17 protein-coding genes are annotated in these 15142 nt (G+C 57.2%); 12 read left to right on the top strand and 5 right to left on the bottom strand.

Annotated elements, in window-relative coordinates; translation table 11 throughout:
* Nucleotides 1–29 precede the first annotated feature (29 nt).
* Entirely contained in the window at nucleotides 30–1295 is a 1266-nt protein-coding gene (locus Z947_RS0113070) for a glutamate-5-semialdehyde dehydrogenase (RefSeq protein ID WP_025044746.1), read from the top strand.
* On the opposite strand, the gene Z947_RS0113065 is transcribed toward Z947_RS0113070, so the two are convergent.
* Nucleotides 1292–1888, bottom strand: a complete 597-nt coding sequence (locus Z947_RS0113065; protein WP_025044745.1) for a histidine phosphotransferase family protein — start codon at nucleotides 1886–1888, stop codon at nucleotides 1292–1294. The two genes, Z947_RS0113070 and Z947_RS0113065, sit on opposite strands and share 4 nt — an antisense overlap.
* Nucleotides 1889–1936: 48 nt before the next feature.
* Here Z947_RS0113065 and Z947_RS0113060 point away from each other — a divergent pair, with 48 nt between their 5' ends.
* From Z947_RS0113060 to olsA, 3 genes are all read left to right on the top strand, one after another.
* Entirely contained in the window at nucleotides 1937–2119 is a 183-nt protein-coding gene (locus Z947_RS0113060) for a DUF3553 domain-containing protein (protein ID WP_025044744.1), read from the top strand.
* Nucleotides 2120–2287: 168 nt separating this feature from the next.
* On the top strand, nucleotides 2288–3043 hold the full coding sequence (gene olsB, locus Z947_RS0113055; RefSeq protein WP_037939514.1) for an L-ornithine N(alpha)-acyltransferase: 756 nt from the start codon (nucleotides 2288–2290) through the stop codon (nucleotides 3041–3043).
* Nucleotides 3040–3873: a lyso-ornithine lipid O-acyltransferase gene (gene olsA, locus Z947_RS0113050; protein WP_025044742.1), complete on the top strand. Its 834-nt coding sequence runs from the start codon at nucleotides 3040–3042 to the stop codon at nucleotides 3871–3873. The genes olsB and olsA overlap by 4 nt, the downstream gene beginning before the upstream one ends.
* On the opposite strand, the gene Z947_RS0113045 is transcribed toward olsA, so the two are convergent.
* The gene (locus Z947_RS0113045; protein WP_025044741.1) at nucleotides 3870–4439 is read right to left on the bottom strand and encodes a PA14 domain-containing protein; all 570 of its coding nucleotides are present in this window, start codon (nucleotides 4437–4439) and stop codon (nucleotides 3870–3872) included. The two genes, olsA and Z947_RS0113045, sit on opposite strands and share 4 nt — an antisense overlap.
* A 251-nt stretch (nucleotides 4440–4690) precedes the next feature.
* On the opposite strand from Z947_RS0113045, the gene rpsB reads away from it, so the two are divergent.
* Together rpsB and tsf are read left to right on the top strand one after the other, a co-directional pair.
* Nucleotides 4691–5554 (top strand): 30S ribosomal protein S2, encoded by an 864-nt coding sequence (gene rpsB, locus Z947_RS0113035; RefSeq protein WP_025044740.1) that lies wholly within the window; start codon nucleotides 4691–4693, stop codon nucleotides 5552–5554.
* Between the two features lie 81 nt (nucleotides 5555–5635).
* Nucleotides 5636–6511 carry a translation elongation factor Ts gene (gene tsf, locus Z947_RS0113030; protein ID WP_025044739.1) on the top strand — a complete coding sequence of 292 codons (876 nt, stop codon included), beginning with the start codon at nucleotides 5636–5638 and terminating at the stop codon, nucleotides 6509–6511.
* A gap of 371 nt (nucleotides 6512–6882) precedes the next feature.
* Here the strand turns inward: tsf and Z947_RS0113025 are convergent, their stop codons facing one another.
* The 3 genes from Z947_RS0113025 to Z947_RS21545 form a co-directional block, all read right to left on the bottom strand.
* Nucleotides 6883–7638, bottom strand: coding sequence for a LuxR family transcriptional regulator (locus Z947_RS0113025; RefSeq protein WP_025044738.1), 756 nt, complete (start codon nucleotides 7636–7638; stop codon nucleotides 6883–6885).
* Entirely contained in the window at nucleotides 7635–8075 is a 441-nt protein-coding gene (gene aroQ / locus Z947_RS0113020; protein WP_025044737.1) for a type II 3-dehydroquinate dehydratase, read from the bottom strand. Before aroQ ends, Z947_RS0113025 begins: the two co-directional genes overlap by 4 nt.
* Before the next feature lie 161 nt (nucleotides 8076–8236).
* Nucleotides 8237–8995 (bottom strand): copper chaperone PCu(A)C, encoded by a 759-nt coding sequence (locus tag Z947_RS21545; protein ID WP_025044736.1) that lies wholly within the window; start codon nucleotides 8993–8995, stop codon nucleotides 8237–8239.
* A 41-nt stretch (nucleotides 8996–9036) separates the two neighbouring features.
* Here Z947_RS21545 and Z947_RS0113010 point away from each other — a divergent pair, with 41 nt between their 5' ends.
* The 6 genes from Z947_RS0113010 to Z947_RS0112985 all read left to right on the top strand — a co-directional run bounded on the left by Z947_RS0113010 (nucleotide 9037) and on the right by Z947_RS0112985 (nucleotide 15129).
* Nucleotides 9037–10443 carry a hypothetical protein gene (locus Z947_RS0113010; protein ID WP_037938919.1) on the top strand — a complete coding sequence of 469 codons (1407 nt, stop codon included), beginning with the start codon at nucleotides 9037–9039 and terminating at the stop codon, nucleotides 10441–10443.
* 92 nt (nucleotides 10444–10535) lie between these two features.
* Complete coding sequence (locus Z947_RS0113005) at nucleotides 10536–11834, top strand: ABC transporter substrate-binding protein (protein ID WP_025044734.1); 1299 nt, start codon at nucleotides 10536–10538, stop codon at nucleotides 11832–11834.
* Between the two features lie 23 nt (nucleotides 11835–11857).
* Entirely contained in the window at nucleotides 11858–12784 is a 927-nt protein-coding gene (locus Z947_RS0113000) for a branched-chain amino acid ABC transporter permease (protein WP_025044733.1), read from the top strand.
* On the top strand, nucleotides 12781–13725 hold the full coding sequence (locus tag Z947_RS0112995; protein WP_025044732.1) for a branched-chain amino acid ABC transporter permease: 945 nt from the start codon (nucleotides 12781–12783) through the stop codon (nucleotides 13723–13725). The genes Z947_RS0113000 and Z947_RS0112995 overlap by 4 nt, the downstream gene beginning before the upstream one ends.
* Nucleotides 13722–14441, top strand: a complete 720-nt coding sequence (locus Z947_RS0112990) for an ABC transporter ATP-binding protein (protein WP_025044731.1) — start codon at nucleotides 13722–13724, stop codon at nucleotides 14439–14441. Before Z947_RS0112995 ends, Z947_RS0112990 begins: the two co-directional genes overlap by 4 nt.
* Nucleotides 14434–15129, top strand: coding sequence for an ABC transporter ATP-binding protein (locus Z947_RS0112985; protein ID WP_025044730.1), 696 nt, complete (start codon nucleotides 14434–14436; stop codon nucleotides 15127–15129). The genes Z947_RS0112990 and Z947_RS0112985 overlap by 8 nt, the downstream gene beginning before the upstream one ends.
* Nucleotides 15130–15142: the final 13 nt, after the last annotated feature.

Below are 15142 nucleotides of genomic sequence, written 5' to 3'. Positions count from 1 at the left end.
GCAACACTTTAAGATGCGAGCATAAGATTATGAACGAAAAAGAAAATATTTCATCTTTAATGGCTGACATCGGGGCACGTGCAAAAGCGGCTGCCGCAGGGCTGGCCGTGGCATCGGCAGAGCGCAAACATGCCGCTTTGATCAGCGCTGCAGAAAATATGTGGAAAAACCGCGAGGGCATTCTGGCCGCCAACGCGGAGGATTTGATCTTTGGTCGCGACAAGGGGCTGTCGGATGCGATGATGGACCGGTTGATGCTGGACGAAAGCCGCATCCAGTCCATGGTTGACGGTTTGCGCAGTGTCGCAGAACAGGCCGATCCCGTGGGCGAGGTGATTGCGGATTGGGATCAGCCGTCCGGGTTGAACATTCGCCGCGTGCGTACGCCTTTGGGGGTGATTGGTGTGATCTACGAAAGCCGTCCGAACGTGACCGCTGACGCCGGTGCGCTTTGTTTGAAAGCGGGCAACGCGGTAATCCTGCGGGGCGGTTCGGAAGGATATAACTCATCGCGCGCGATCCACGCCTGTTTGCAGCAGGGGTTGCGCGATGCGGGCCTTCCCGAAGATGCGGTGCAACTGGTGCCCACACGCGACCGCGCCGCAGTGAGCGAAATGTTGACGATGACGGACACCATTGATGTGATCGTGCCGCGCGGTGGCAAGGGGTTGGTCGGCCTGGTCCAGCGCGAGGCGCGGGTGCCTGTATTTGCGCATCTGGAGGGGATCGTTCACATCTATATCGATGAACATGCCGATCCTGAAAAGGCGTTGAAAATCGTCCTGAACGCCAAAACGCGGCGGACCGGTATTTGCGGCGCTGCGGAATGTCTGTTGATCCACGAAGGGATCATGAAAACCATCGGGCAGGGTGTTGTGCGCGCCTTGATGGATGCCGGCGTCGATGTGCGTGGTGACGCGAATCTACAAGGGATCGAGGGGGTTACCCCCGCAACGGCAGAGGATTGGGGCTGCGAATATCTCGACATGATCATCGCGGCCAAGACGGTGAGCAGTGTCGAGGATGCGATCGCGCATATCCGCAAGTTTGGTTCGAACCACACCGATTGCATCATCTCCGAAGATGCGGCGACGGTGGAAACCTTTATGAACCACCTCGATTCCGCAATCCTGATCCACAATGCGTCAACCCAGTTTGCCGATGGTGGTGAATTCGGTATGGGGGCCGAGATTGGCATCGCAACGGGCAAAATGCACGCGCGTGGGCCGGTCGGGGCCGCGCAGTTGACCAGCTTCAAGTATCTGGTGACAGGGGACGGAACGGTTCGCGCCTAAAGCTCGACCTTGATTGTTGTCTCGTCTGACTGGCAAGTGACGCGCCGTGTCGAATCCTGTGCGATTAGGGGCAAGAGGGCAAACTGGACATGAGAGGGCAGCAAATCCTTGCATGCAGCGCTGCCTGAAAGCAGCGCCCAAAGATCTGTGTCGACGTTGATGCGATCGGCCGTGCCGTTCAGTTGCCATGTGCCCTCATGATGGGTCACCTCAACCCGCCCGCCGTAGGGCATCGCCGTTTCAATGCACATGATGGCGAGAAACGCGAGCCTGACGTCCGTTCGATGGGCTGGTGTTTCAACTTTCCACTCAGGGGAAAGGCGGCTCGCGTCGTAGAGGTCGCGCAGGATGGATTGCACCTCGGCAGGGCCGACCAGTTGATCCCCCGCCGCGCCAAAGGCGATGCGGAAGAACCGGATGCGCGCGCTGGCGTTCCCCACGCTTTCGCCGATCAGGCCGATTTCCGGTCCTGCCGGATTGCCCGACATGCCCAGTAGTTCGAGGCCATTGTTGATCGCGCCAATCGGCGATATCAAGTCGTGGCAAATACGGCTGCCGATCAGGCCGGCTAGGGTGGTGTTCAATTCGCTCATGCCAAAAACCTGCGCTGCCACGGGACGTTGCCAACCAAGGGACGGGACATGGACGATCTGAACGCAATCATGACGCCCGGTATGCTGGTGCGCCATCCTGAACGGCCCGAATGGGGCGTGGGACAAGTGCAAAGCAACAGTGCTGGCAAGGTTACAGTTAATTTTCGCGGCGAGGGCAAAATAGTCATCGACAGCTTCCGGGTAGGGTTAATGCCCGTTTTTGATGACTGAACATGGTTGCCAAATGATTAACGGGTCCCAAGAAGAGGTTTACGCAAGCTCAGCGTACCGCCTGAGTGGCAAATATGCAATCTTAACGTGTATGTTGATGCTCGCCTCTTCGAGCGCGGTTTTTTCCCGCTCAAAACAGCCTGCAAGGCAGGGGAGCGCATGATCTCGATGCACGTGCCCGATTTCCATGTCAGAATGGCACAAACGCCTGATGATCTGCTCGCTGCACAGCGGCTACGCTTTGACGTGTTTGTCCGCGAATTGGGCGGAACGGGCCCCTCGGTGGATCACGCGGCGGGACTGGAGCGGGACGATCTGGATGCGTATTGCGATCATCTTTTGTTGGTGGACCGGACCCATGACGCGGTTGTCGGCGTCTACCGCCTGATGGGGCCGGAGCAGGCGAGGCGGGCAGGGCGCTATTATTGCGCCGGTGAATACGATCTTGGGCCCTTGCTGTCATCGGACCGTCGCTTGCTTGAATTGGGGCGGTCCTGCGTACACCGCGATTATCGCGGCGGCATGGCGATGCATCATTTGTGGTCCGCATTGGCGCGCTATGTCGCAGAACATGAGATCGACGTGCTGTTTGGTGTCGCCAGTTTTCGCGGCACGGACGTGCAGGCCCTGGCGGCACCCTTGTCCTTGCTGCATCAGCGCCATCTTGCCCCGCCCGATTTGCGGGTGCGTGCGCTGGAAAGCGCATTTCAGGATATGAAACTGATTGATCCCGATCAGTTGGATCGCAAGGCCGCGATGGTGCAAATTCCGAGCTTGATCAAAGCTTATCTGCGGCTTGGCGGCTATGTGGGCGAAGGGGCGTTTGTAGATCATGAATTTAATACGACGGACGTCTGTCTGATCATGGACACCGCCCGTCTGTCCCAGCGGCAGGCGCGGATTTACGGACATCTTGCGACATGACGACACGTTGGGAAAGTGACACGCGACCGGTGCATCCGGCGATCACGGTGCGTGGATGGATAAGAGTGATCTTGCGGGCGGTTTGTCTGGCCGTGTTGGTGTTTGGCGGGTTGTTGATCCTGCTGCTGGTGCGCCTGATCGAACGGCCGATCTATGGGCTGCACCGCCCGATGACGCCCTATATCACGCAGTTTGTTTGCCGCAACGCCCTGCGCATTTTGGGCTTGCGCTTGCAGGTGACGGGCAGGCCGATGACGGGGCAGGGTGCGATTGTCGCCAACCACACCTCATGGCTGGATATCTTCGTATTAAACGCAAGCAAGCGGATTTATTTCGTTTCGAAATCCGAAGTGGCGGGATGGCCCGGGATTGGCTGGTTGGCACGATCCACTGGAACCGTGTTCGTGGTGCGTAACCCCGCGCAGGCGAAGGCGCAGACACGATTGTTCGAGGACAGATTGCATGCGGGGCACAAACTGCTGTTCTTTCCTGAGGGCACCAGCACGGACGGCCAACAGGTATTGCCTTTCAAGACGACATTGTTCCAGTCGTTTCTATCGCCGAGCATCAAAAACGACATTGCCGTGCAGCCGGTCAGCGTGATCTATCACGCCCCCGCGGGGGGCGATCCGCGGTTTTACGGCTGGTGGGGGGATACGTCATTCGGGGCGCATCTTGTGGAAACGCTGGCACCGGCGAAACAGGGGCGGGTCGATGTGATCTATCATCCGCCCTTGCCGGTCGCCGATTTTGCAAACCGCAAAGCCCTTGCGCTGGCCTGTGAAACAGCGGTGCGCAAGGGGCATGCAGCAGGGCTGGGTGCCGGTTAATCGATATGCGCGAAAACGCTATCCGGCACGGGACCCATGCGGCCATCTACATTCCAGTCCATTTCCAGACAGGCGCTGCCTTTGCGTTGGAAATAAGTGATTTCGATCGGATACCACGCGGCTTCGGGCACGATGACCTCTTGAATACCGGCAGGTTCACAGGCGTGCACCCCGTCATAGAGGCCAACGTCCTGCCCGCCGATGCGCGCAACCAAGCCGTCGTTGCTGATCATCTCGACTTCGAAAGTACCGGCGGCATCAAAGCGGATAAATCCGCTGATGGCGGCGGCGACCTTGGTGGCTTTGTCCGAGGTCAGGGTCAGGTCCCCCTCGGCATTGTCAGAATAGGACAACCCCCTGATCGGCGGTCCCTTTTCGCTGTCCTCCAGCGCATCAACGGCGTCTTCCAACAGGCGCACATCCCTAGGATAGGCGTAAGATACGGCGAGCCCGGGTGTCAGATCGCCCGCGGCGGGTTGCGGATCGGCGGGTGTCAGGGTGACGGATTGGGCAAAACCCGGTGTCGCCAGCGCAACGGCGAATAGCACTGCAGTGCGGTTGATCATGTGAAGTCTCCCGAAGGTTTGTTTTGCCTGCCAGTTTGTGCCAGCTGTGCAGAGGTGTCCATTGATTTCACGCGCGCATGCGCGATGACAGATTTGCCCCTTGCACCGCTGGCGGTTCTGGCCTAAGGACGCGGCACTTAAACCCGCAGTCGGGGTTGGGCCGTTTCGGGGAGAAATCCTGAACCAGTCCGCCGGTTGGTCACAAATGTGATCATACCCCCGATGAGGCTAAACCGGAAAGGTATACCGACATGGCTCTTCCTGAGTTCTCCATGCGTCAGCTGCTTGAAGCAGGCGTACACTTTGGCCACCAGACGCAGCGCTGGAACCCACGTATGGGTCCGTACATTTACGGCGCGCGTAACGGCATTCACATCATGGATCTGACACAGACCGTTCCAATGCTGGACGATGCGCTGAAACTGATCCGCGACACTGTTGCCAAGGGCGGGTCAATCCTGTTCGTCGGCACCAAGCGTCAGGCCGCAGGCCCGATCGCCGAAGCTGCTGAAAAATGCGCACAGTATTACATGAACCACCGCTGGCTCGGTGGCACGCTGACCAACTGGCAGACCGTGTCCAAATCCATCCAGCGTTTGAAGTCCATCGACGAACAGTCCGAGCGCGGCTTTGAAGGTCTGACCAAAAAAGAGCGTTTGGGGATGGAACGTGACCAGGGCAAGCTTGAAGCGTCTTTGGGCGGCATCCGCGAAATGGGCGGCCGTCCCGACCTGATCTTCGTGATCGACGTGAAAAAAGAAGCACTGGCCGTGGCCGAAGCTAACAAACTGGGTATCCCTGTTGTGGCTGTGGTTGACACCAACTGCTCACCCGATGGCATCGACTACATCATCCCAGGCAACGATGACGCGGCGCGCGCCATTGGCTTGTACTGCGATCTGGCTGCACGTGCGGCACTTGACGGCATGTCCGCCCAACTGGGCGCGGCTGGCGTTGATCTGGGCGCGATGGAAGAAGCACCTGCCGAAGAAGCGCTGGAAAGCACCGGCGTTGAAGTGGGCAATGCGTCCGAAGAGACCGTTTCAGACGATGTGATGTCCGAGGATGCACCGCTTGATATCGAGTCCACAAAAGAGACTGTTGCAAAGGCCTAAGGCCCGGCACTGTCACAGGACTGAAACGGGGGCAGGGTAGACCTGCCTCCAACTGATCAGATATTTAAGGAGAACCAAAAGATGGCGATTACAGCATCTATGGTGAAAGAACTGCGCGACAGCACCGGCGCAGGCATGATGGACGCCAAGAAGGCGTTGACCGAAAACAATGGCGACATGGAAGCAGCGGTTGATTGGCTGCGCACCAAAGGTCTGGCGAAAGCGGCAAAGAAATCTGGCCGTACGGCAGCAGAGGGTCTGGTTGCGGTTCAGGTCGATGGTGGTCACGGTGTTGCAGTTGAAGTAAACTCCGAAACCGACTTTGTCGGCAAAAACGCTGACTTCCAGAAAATGGTTGCCGGTATTGCTGACGTTGCTTTGGGCGCAAACGACATCGACGCGCTGAAAGCGGCTGACATGAACGGCAAGTCCGTTGAGCAGACCGTGACAGACGCGGTTGCTGTGATTGGTGAAAACATGTCGGTCCGCCGCATGTCCGCGATCGACGGCGACACTGTTGTGTCCTACGTGCACAATGCTGCGGCACCTGGCATGGGCAACATCGGCGTGCTGGTCGCAATGACCGGCGGCGATGAAGCCTTTGGCAAACAGGTCGCCATGCACATCGCGGCGACGAACCCTGCGTCCTTGTCCGAAGAGGATCTTGATCCGGCAGTGGTCGAGAAAGAAAAGCAGGTCCAGATGGACATCGCACGCGAGTCCGGCAAGCCCGAAGCCGTCATCGAAAAGATGATCGTGGGCCGCATGAAAAAGTACATGTCCGAAGTGACATTGCTGAACCAGCAGTTCGTCATTAACCCTGACGTGACCGTGGCTGAAGCGGCGAAAGAAGCGGGCGCATCCATCACCGGCTTCGTACGTTTGGAAGTGGGCGAAGGCATCGAAGTTGTGAAAGAAGATTTCGCAGCCGAAGTTGCTAAAGTCGGCCAAAGCTAACCACTGGCGACATCAGATTTAGAGGGCGGTGCATTGGGTTGCGCCGCCCTTTTTCTATGCGAAGGGGAAACGGCGGGAAAAACGAAATGGCGGGCCACGCTGCCACGTGACCCGCCGATCGACCCGACCGTGAAGGACCGGGGCGCCTATTGATCCGGTCAACCCAAGTGGAAAAATACACCCAAGATGAACCGGTGCACATAAGAGCCCTGCTATCACAAGGTGTTATGAGCCGTTGTTCCCGTGGTCAAACCACTTGGCGGGAACCGGTTTACTGTGCGACAAATCTTTGGATCTGGCCAGTATGGGATTCCTTACCTTTGTTAAAAACAAGGGGAGTAATTTTAAGAAAACATCAGATATGAGGTTCGTCAGGCGTCCAGTACGAAAATCTGGTTGGCAAAAGAAGCTTTCAGGACCGCCTGCGCGGTTGTATCGACCGCAAGCGCCTCGCGTGCCAGTCGTAGGTGTTTTTCAACCGTCGCAGAGGTCAGCCCCATCAGAATAGCGATGTCTTGCATGGTTTTGCCGTCACCGACCCACTCTAGCGCCTCGCGTTGGCGGTTGGTCAGGCCACGGTTTGGTGCTGTATAGGGCAGGGTAAGGATTTTGAGATGAGCAATGTCGTTCATCAGTTTGATATCATTGCCATGTTCCGCCCAGACGTCGTCGATCTCTGCTTGTGAAATATCCGCCCGGGCGGTGAGGGCAATAGCCCCTTTGGAACGGGCAGAAATAGATTTAAAACTAACGGTATAGCCGGCAAAGACTTGCATGCGTCGGTTGAAATCGACCACACGTTCTTCTGCAGGTGTCATCGCACGTTCCCGCGCCATATCGTGCAGGACTGTCCAGCTGCACGCCCCATCGTTGGCCAGCGCCCAATGGACCATCGGCGCATGGTAATAGAGACCGCCGGTAATGAATTCATCGGTATAGGCGCGGCTGTGGTTGGTCAGAATGACGAAATCTTCGGGATCGCCCAGCGATGTTGAAGTCCGGTAACGGGTAAAGCCGTATATCAGCCGGTCAAAACCATAGCCTGCCATCTTGTCGAGATGTGCATCCCACAGTTCTTCAATGGACGGACATCGCGCGATGAAATGAAGATAGTCGCGTAAACTCATGGGCTTGCCAGATGTTGTTTAAGTGCCTGAAGCGCCAGAATATAGCCGGTCGCGCCAAACCCGCAAATCTGCCCAAGCGCGACCGGCGCGATATAGGACGTATGGCGAAAGGTCTCACGCGCGTGGATATTGCTTAGATGTACCTCGACCACAGGCAGCTCGACGGAGGCAATAGCGTCCATCAGGGCGATCGAAGTGTGGGTATATGCACCGGCGTTCAAAACGATGCCAGCATGTGAACCTTTGGCGGCATGTATTTGATCTATCAGCATTCCTTCGTGATTGCTTTGCGCAAACGTGGTGCTTAACCCAAGGTTTTCGGCCGCGTCGCGACACATGACTTCGATGTCGGCAAGCGTTGTCGCGCCATAGACTTCGGGCTGGCGCGTTCCAAGCAGGTTCAGGTTGGGGCCGTTTAGAATCAGGATCGACGTCATCGGGTTACTCGCAATTTAGGTCACGCACAGTTAATGCTGCCAAGGTGCAGCTGTCCAGTATTGCGCTTGCGGGGCTGTGGGATTGTCGTCTAGCATACTTCTTGTAATCAGTATTATGTAACAAAAGTATCTGAAAGAATGCACGCGTGCCCGCCCTTGTGCTAATCTTGCAGATCCAGCGTCAATTGCGCCGCCACGGGCAATCCTGCGCTGTCTAGATACGGCCTGTGGTCGTTGGTATTCAGCGCGACCTCTAGAATATGCGTACCGGCTGGTACTGGCCCGATATCAAAAGCTGGTTCGTAAAGCCGCCCCAGCTTTAATCCGTTGAGGTAAAGATGCGCGTGTCCTTGGCCCGCCACATGTGCGGCATCATCTGCCGCGCGGTGGAAGTTGAAATTCTCGACTTCGACACGCAGCGCGAAACCATCAGTGTTTGGCGTTTCCACCGCATTCAGTGTCACACGTGGCGCGGGTTGAACCGATACGCCATCGTCGGGATCATGCGACATGGTGCTGCTGCCGGCATGCTGCAGCCGGGTTGTGACGGCTCCGGCGTTTGCGAATGTGAGGGTCAGCGGTACGAAACTGCCTTCGGGAAAATCGGGCATTCGCATCATTGCATGCGCACCGTCCATCGCCAGCATGCCGTGACCCTGCCCCGGAACGATGATTTCGCGGTCGCCGTGTTGCGGGTTCATCAGATGCATCATGCCCGCCTTTGGACTTGCGACATCCACCAGGACATCGGGCGGCCCGTCATTTTCTATCGTGAGCGTGACCATAAACATCGACGGTCTGTCAGCCATGGCAAAGGCTTTGGCCCCGACAAGCGTGATTGCGCCAGCAGGCCTGTTTAGCATGACGTAACCCGCAATGCCGATGCCAGCGAGCAAACAAAAGACCAGAAGCCGTTTCATCGCGTGTTTTCCCCCTGTGACTTCACCTGTAAGCTAACGATATGACGGGTAATTCAAAGTGTCTTTTAGGGGTGGTGTTCGCGCTTTCCATGCCAGCGATGGCTTTGGCGCATCCTGCTGAACAGGCTTTGGTGCTGCTTTTGCCAACAGAGCTTTATACATTGGGCGGGACGCTGGCGGTGTTTGCGTCAATCATCCTGATCAGTTTTACGCCCCGCAGCTGGCTTGCACGCCTATATCGCGGGTTCCGTATCGGACGTGGTTTTGACGCTGGCATCGCGCCACAGGTCACATCCTTGCTGTGTACGGTGCTGTTCTTTGCGCTTCTCTATGTCGGCGTGAACGGCCCGAACGATCCGCAAAGCAATCTTTTGCCGCAGGTAATCTGGACCGGCTGGTGGGTCGGCCTGTTTATGGTGCAAGGGGTGCTGGGCGATCTATGGCGCTGGGTCAACCCGTGGTCGGGACTCTGTGTAGTTTTGCTTGATGGCAACGCCCCGCTGTTGCGCTACCCTGCCCGATTGGGCGCATGGCCTGCTCTCGCTGTTTTTATTCTGTTCCAGATTTTCCTTTTGACCGATGTCGCGCCGAGTGACCCTGACCGGCTGGCCACAATTGCACTTGTTTACTGGGTTTTTACCTTTGTCGGCATGGCGCTGTTTGGCCGCGCGGTCTGGGCCAGAAATGTGGAATGTTTCTCCGTTCTGTTCAGCCTTATCGGGTCGCTGCGTCCTGTGCATTTAGGGGCGCAGGTCAAGGTTGGCATCGCTGGCTGGGCCAGCTTCGCCCTTGCGCCGCTCGACATGGCGCGGGCGCTGTTCTGCCTGACGATTCTGGTCTCCGGCAGTTTTGATGGTCTGCGCGAGACATTCTGGTGGTTGGGTCAAATCGGCATCAACCCGCTGGCGTTTCCGGGCCGCTCTGCTGTGGTGTGGAGTTCCGCTTTGGGGCTGATCGCCGCCAATATCACAGTGATCTGCCTTTACGGTGCCGCGATCTGGGCGGGGCTGCGGATTGCCACACGGTTCGGATCGATGCCGCCTGTTTCATTTTTGCAGGCGTTTCGCACCTATGCTATTACCATCCTGCCGATTGCACTGGGCTATCATTTCGCCCATTATTTCGTCTCGTTTCTTGTTCAAATTCAGCACCTTGCCGCAACCCTCGGCGATCCACTGGCGCGCGGCTGGAACCTGTTCGGTCTGGGCGATCTGCGCGTCACAACCGGTTTTCTCAATAGTACTGAAACGGTGAAACCGATCCTGCTGGCCAATGTTGCGGCGGTTGTCATCTCTCACATAATCTCTATAGCTATGGCACATCATCTTTCCGGCCGGTTCGCCAAAACGCGCAAAGGGTTGATCCTGATCCAGCTGTTCCTCAGCATTCTGATGATTTTCTATACGATTTTTGGCCTTTGGCTGCTGTCAACACCGCGGGGCGCGTGAACTTTTAGAAAGTTCTGGACAGATCATTCGTGTGCGAACAATATAAATCAAGCGCTCCGGAACTGCGCACCAGCCTTCAAGGGAGAATTACTGTGTCCAACGGAACATCCAAGAAGACCGATTTTAATCGCCGAACGGCTTTGAAAGGCATCGGTGCGGGTGCATTGCTTGCTACGGGGACGCTGCCCGGCAGCCTGGGCTTTGCGCAGGCGCAAAGCTCGGCCCCCATCAAAATCGGTTTTCAGAAACACGCGACGGGCATCGGTGCGGCTTACGGGCGCTGGTATGATGCCACGACGCAGGCTGCCGTAAAGCGCATTAACGATATGGGCGGGATCAATGGTCGCCCCGTTGAAGTGGTGATCGAGGATGACGGCACCGACCCCAAACGCGGGGCCGAGGTGCTTGAAAAGTTTGCCAACCAGCATGAAGTCGACGTCGCATTTGGCACGTTGTTCAGCCATGTGGTCATCGGCTCTGCACCGCGCGCGGGCGAATTGAAACTGCCCTATTTTGTGGTCTCCGAAGGGCACCATGTCGCGTCCGGCATGCTAAACCGCTACACATTGCAGCCGGGCATCACGGATGTGAAAAGTCAGGTGCAATCCATGGCCCCTTTTGTGGCGAATAATCTGGGTAAAAAGGTAACGATGATCTTTCCCGACTTTGCCTTTGGCCATGATCACCGCGACTTCTTCTCCGCCGCGATCGAGGCGCAGGGAGGTGAAGTGGTTGCCAAGATTGCCGTGCCGCCTGCCGAAACCTCTTTCACCCGCTACTTCCCACAGATCCCGCGCGACACCGATGTCGTCTATCACGTCATGGTCGGCCCTGCGGTGCTGACATTTGTGAAAGAACTTGGCGAGTTCTTTGGCCCGTCGCGTCCTGAAATCTTTGGCTTCATCGACAGTCTTGAGGCCGTGGACATCCAAAGCCCGGGTCTGGAATTTCTGGAAGGCACCTATTTCTGGGAGGGCCATCCGCGTCATGCGCAGGAAGACAACTCCGAATTCGACACGGCCTACCGCGCCGCCGTCGGTGTTGACGCGCGCGGCGCATCGCTGGACGATCCCAAAGATGTGTCAACCTATGCCCATATGTTCGGCTGTTGGGAGACCCTGAATGTAATCAAGGCAGGTATGGAAACCGCCGGTTATCAAGGACCGCAAGACCGCGCCAAACTGATCGAAGCCGTCGAAGCCATGACGGATATGCCGCATTCGCTCGATCACCCCCAAGGCGCGAAACTGTTCAACGGCAAGACGCATCAGGTCTTTGGGCCGCAGTATATCTCCAAGGTTTCGGAGGGAACGCTTAAGGTCGAACACACTGCTTCGATCGAGGACGGCATGTACGAGGACGAGGTCGATTATACCGCGCAGTCCTTCTAAAGCGCTGAAATTGCAGCAGTAGAATGGAATTTGGGCCACATCTGATGCTTGCCTCCCTCGAGGGGGCGGTCATCGCTTCGGTGCTTGTACTGACCTCTATGGGGCTGAGCATCGTGTTCGGGGTGATGCGCGTGGTGAACGTGGCGCATGGTGAATTCTACATGTTGGGCGCCGTATTGGCATGGTATGTGACTTCCCTTTTGGGTGGGCACCCGGCGGTTGGTTTTGTAGCAGCACTGGTGGTCGCGCCCTTGTTGGTCGGCCTGATCGCTGCCACGGCGGACCGTGTGATCCTCAAACACCTGAAATACGATGCCGACCGGACCATTGTGGCGACCATTGGTCTGCTTTACATCATCCAGCAAACCACCTTGATGACCTTTGGCCCTGATGCCCGTCCGGTTGAACCGCCCTTTAATCACCGCCTTGCCTTGCCGTGGTTCGAGTTCGGCGAAAGCGGTTTTGCAATGTATTGGCCATGGGGGCTGAGCACGACCAGTTACAAGCTCTTCGTGATTGCTGCAGCAGCGGTGGTGCTTGTGGCGCTTTGGCTGCTGATTACCCGCACGAAAATTGGCCTGATCATGCGGGCAACGCAACAAGACAGCGAAACGGCCCAAGCTTTCGGCATTCCTGTGGGGCGTGTTTATTCCATGGTCTTTGGCCTTGGTGCGGGCCTTGCCGCACTTGGCGCGGTCCTTGTGGTGCCGATCCAACAGGCCCATTACCTGATGGGCGCGGACCCTTTGCTGCTGTCGTTTATCGTCGTCATCATCGGTGGCCTCGGCAGCCTGCCCGGTACCGTCGTGGCTGCCCTGCTGATCGGCATGAGCGACGGCATAATCTCGGTGTTTTTCTCGCCCACCGTGGCGAAAATTCTGGCGACCTTCCTTGTTGCCATGGTCCTTGTCTGGCGACCGCAAGGCCTGTTTGGCAAGCCCGTCACATGACGATCACAGGCAAATCCACAACGTTGCACCTGTCGGTTCTGGCCGCATTGGTCGCGCTGTTCTTTATCCTGCCGCCTTATCATTCCGGCAATCTGTCGCGGATCATGGTACTGGCGATCTATGCCATGGGGTATAACGTTCTGTTTGGCTATACTGGCCTGCTGAGCCTTGGCCATGCAATGTTTTTTGCCGCTGGCATGTATGGTTTTGGCCTGTCGGTGAACCTTGGCGGCTTGCCCCTGCCCCTCGCTTTTTTGGCCGGCATGGCGTCGGCCACCGTGCTGGCTGCGGTGACCGGCTTTCTCGCTCTGCGCACCACTGGCGTGGCGTTTATGATCGTGACCTTGATGTTCGCGCAAACCGCATACCTCGTGGTGCTGTACTTCGGCACCTATACGCGCGGCGACGAAGGCTTCGTAATCCAGTCCGCTCAGCGCCAGTTTCTGGGGATAGATCTGACCACGGATCATGCCCGCTACGTCGCGGCGCTGGTGCTGTTTTCGGCCTGTTTCCTTGCCCTTGCACGGATTACGCAATCGCCCTTTGGTCGCACGTTGGTGGCAATCCGCGAGAACGAAGAACGGGCAAAGATGCTGGGCTACGATACTGGCGCGCATAAGCTGAAGGCGATGATCCTGTCTGGGCTGATTTCGGGCGTTGCCGGTGCGGCCTATGCCATGTTGTTCGGCTATGTCGGGGCGACCTTTGCCACGGTCCAGTATTCGATCTTTCCGCTGCTTTGGGTACTCTTGGGCGGTGCCGGCACCACCATCGGGCCATTGCTTGGGGTGTTCTTCATGTTCTATCTCATTGATTTTTCCAGCTCTCTGACCACAGCCTATATGCTGGTTGCGGGTGTGGTGCTGGTGTTGCTGACCATGTTCGCGCCGCAAGGGCTGATGGGCGAAATGCGCAAACGGGTGTTCCCATGGTTGCCATGAATATTCTGGAAACCAAGGGGCTGACCAAGGTCTATGGCGGCATCTCGGCCAATGCCGACGTCGATTTCGCCTTGCCGACGGGCAAGATCACCGCCCTCATCGGGCCTAACGGAGCAGGCAAATCCACTTTTGTCGGCATGGTCAGCGGTCGCACGCCGGCAACCCGCGGTCAGGTCCTTTTTGAAGGGCGCGACATCAGCGCCCTGCCCGCGCATAAACGCATCCAGCTCGGCATCGCTTATACCTTCCAGATCACCTCGATCTTTCCGCGTCTGTCGGTGCATGAAAACGTCGCTATCGCGGCGCGGCGTCTGTTTGGTAAGCAACCCGCAGTGTTAGCCAGAAAGATCGCCGCAGCGCTTGGCAAAGTCGACATTGCGGATCGGGCCGACCAGATCGCGGGCGACCTTAGCTATGGCCATCAACGCCAGCTGGAAATCGCGATGGGCCTTGTTCAGGAACCGCGTGTATTCATCCTTGATGAACCAACCCAAGGCCTTGCCGAAGCTGAAGTTGCGGGCTTCATCGCGCTGATAAAATCGCTGGCCGGAGAAACGACAATTCTGTTGATCGAGCATAATATGACGGTGGTCATGGGGGCGGCGGACTGGATCACGGTGCTGGACCAGGGGATGGTGCTGGCCAATGGCACCCCCGAAGAGATCAGTCAAAGTGGCGCCGTGCAGGCCGCGTATCTGGGTAAGACCGATGCTTGAGGTCAAGGATATTCACGCCGCATATGGCGATGTCAAAACCCTGCGCGGGGTGAGCTTTGATGTGCAACCCTCTGAAATTATGTGCCTTCTGGGCCGCAATGGCGCAGGAAAAACCACGGCGCTTAAATCCGTGATGGGGCTGCTGCCCATCAGTTCGGGCAGTGTGACATTGGAGGGCGAAGACCTTGCCACCCTGCCCCCACATGAAATTCCGCGCCGTGGCATCGGGTATATCCCGCAAGGCCGGCGATTGTTTCCCGAGCTTTCGGTCGCTGAAAACATCGAAATCGGTCTGATGACACGGGGCATGGGCAAGGACACAAAAGAATGGGTGCTGGAGCTGTTTCCCCGCCTGCGTGAACGGCTGAAACAAACCGCGGGCACCCTTTCAGGGGGGGAACAGCAAATGCTGGCCACTGCCCGTGCCTTGTGTCTGCGCCCCAAGGTTTTGCTGCTGGATGAACCCACCGAAGGGCTTCAACCTTCGATGATCGCGCTGATCCGTGATGTGATTTTAAAGATGAAGGCCGAAGGCTTTGCCATTGTTCTTGTTGAACAAAGGGTCGATGCGGTTTTGCAGGTCGCCGACCGTGTGGTGTTTATCGAGAACGGCATGTCGGTTGCCTCTGCGACGGCGGATGATCTGAAAGAAGACCCGGAAATGCTTGCGCGTTATCTCGGGGTTTAGAATGTAAACGAAG

This window comes from Sulfitobacter geojensis (genome assembly GCF_000622325.1).
Taxonomy (GTDB): domain Bacteria; phylum Pseudomonadota; class Alphaproteobacteria; order Rhodobacterales; family Rhodobacteraceae; genus Sulfitobacter; species Sulfitobacter geojensis.
The sequence above is the reverse complement of the archived record's forward strand: the minus strand, read 5'-3'. Positions and strand labels throughout refer to the sequence as shown.

What these genes read in the sequence shown, in the direction of transcription:
- Z947_RS21545 (WP_025044736.1), bottom strand. Translation starts at nt 8,995, where the DNA reads ATGAAACGGCTTCTGGTCTTTTGTTTGCTCGCTGGCATCGGCATTGCG.
- Z947_RS0112990 (WP_025044731.1), top strand. Translation starts at nt 13,722, where the DNA reads ATGAATATTCTGGAAACCAAGGGGCTGACCAAGGTCTATGGCGGCATC.
- aroQ (WP_025044737.1), bottom strand. Translation starts at nt 8,075, where the DNA reads ATGACGTCGATCCTGATTCTAAACGGCCCCAACCTGAACCTGCTTGGA.
- Z947_RS0113060 (WP_025044744.1), top strand. Translation starts at nt 1,937, where the DNA reads ATGGACGATCTGAACGCAATCATGACGCCCGGTATGCTGGTGCGCCAT.
- Z947_RS0113000 (WP_025044733.1), top strand. Translation starts at nt 11,858, where the DNA reads ATGGAATTTGGGCCACATCTGATGCTTGCCTCCCTCGAGGGGGCGGTC.
- olsB (WP_037939514.1), top strand. Translation starts at nt 2,288, where the DNA reads ATGCACGTGCCCGATTTCCATGTCAGAATGGCACAAACGCCTGATGAT.
- Z947_RS0113025 (WP_025044738.1), bottom strand. Translation starts at nt 7,638, where the DNA reads ATGAGTTTACGCGACTATCTTCATTTCATCGCGCGATGTCCGTCCATT.
- Z947_RS0113010 (WP_037938919.1), top strand. Translation starts at nt 9,037, where the DNA reads ATGACGGGTAATTCAAAGTGTCTTTTAGGGGTGGTGTTCGCGCTTTCC.
- tsf (WP_025044739.1), top strand. Translation starts at nt 5,636, where the DNA reads ATGGCGATTACAGCATCTATGGTGAAAGAACTGCGCGACAGCACCGGC.
- rpsB (WP_025044740.1), top strand. Translation starts at nt 4,691, where the DNA reads ATGGCTCTTCCTGAGTTCTCCATGCGTCAGCTGCTTGAAGCAGGCGTA.
- Z947_RS0113065 (WP_025044745.1), bottom strand. Translation starts at nt 1,888, where the DNA reads ATGAGCGAATTGAACACCACCCTAGCCGGCCTGATCGGCAGCCGTATT.
- Z947_RS0113045 (WP_025044741.1), bottom strand. Translation starts at nt 4,439, where the DNA reads ATGATCAACCGCACTGCAGTGCTATTCGCCGTTGCGCTGGCGACACCG.
- olsA (WP_025044742.1), top strand. Translation starts at nt 3,040, where the DNA reads ATGACGACACGTTGGGAAAGTGACACGCGACCGGTGCATCCGGCGATC.
- Z947_RS0112995 (WP_025044732.1), top strand. Translation starts at nt 12,781, where the DNA reads ATGACGATCACAGGCAAATCCACAACGTTGCACCTGTCGGTTCTGGCC.
- Z947_RS0112985 (WP_025044730.1), top strand. Translation starts at nt 14,434, where the DNA reads ATGCTTGAGGTCAAGGATATTCACGCCGCATATGGCGATGTCAAAACC.
- Z947_RS0113070 (WP_025044746.1), top strand. Translation starts at nt 30, where the DNA reads ATGAACGAAAAAGAAAATATTTCATCTTTAATGGCTGACATCGGGGCA.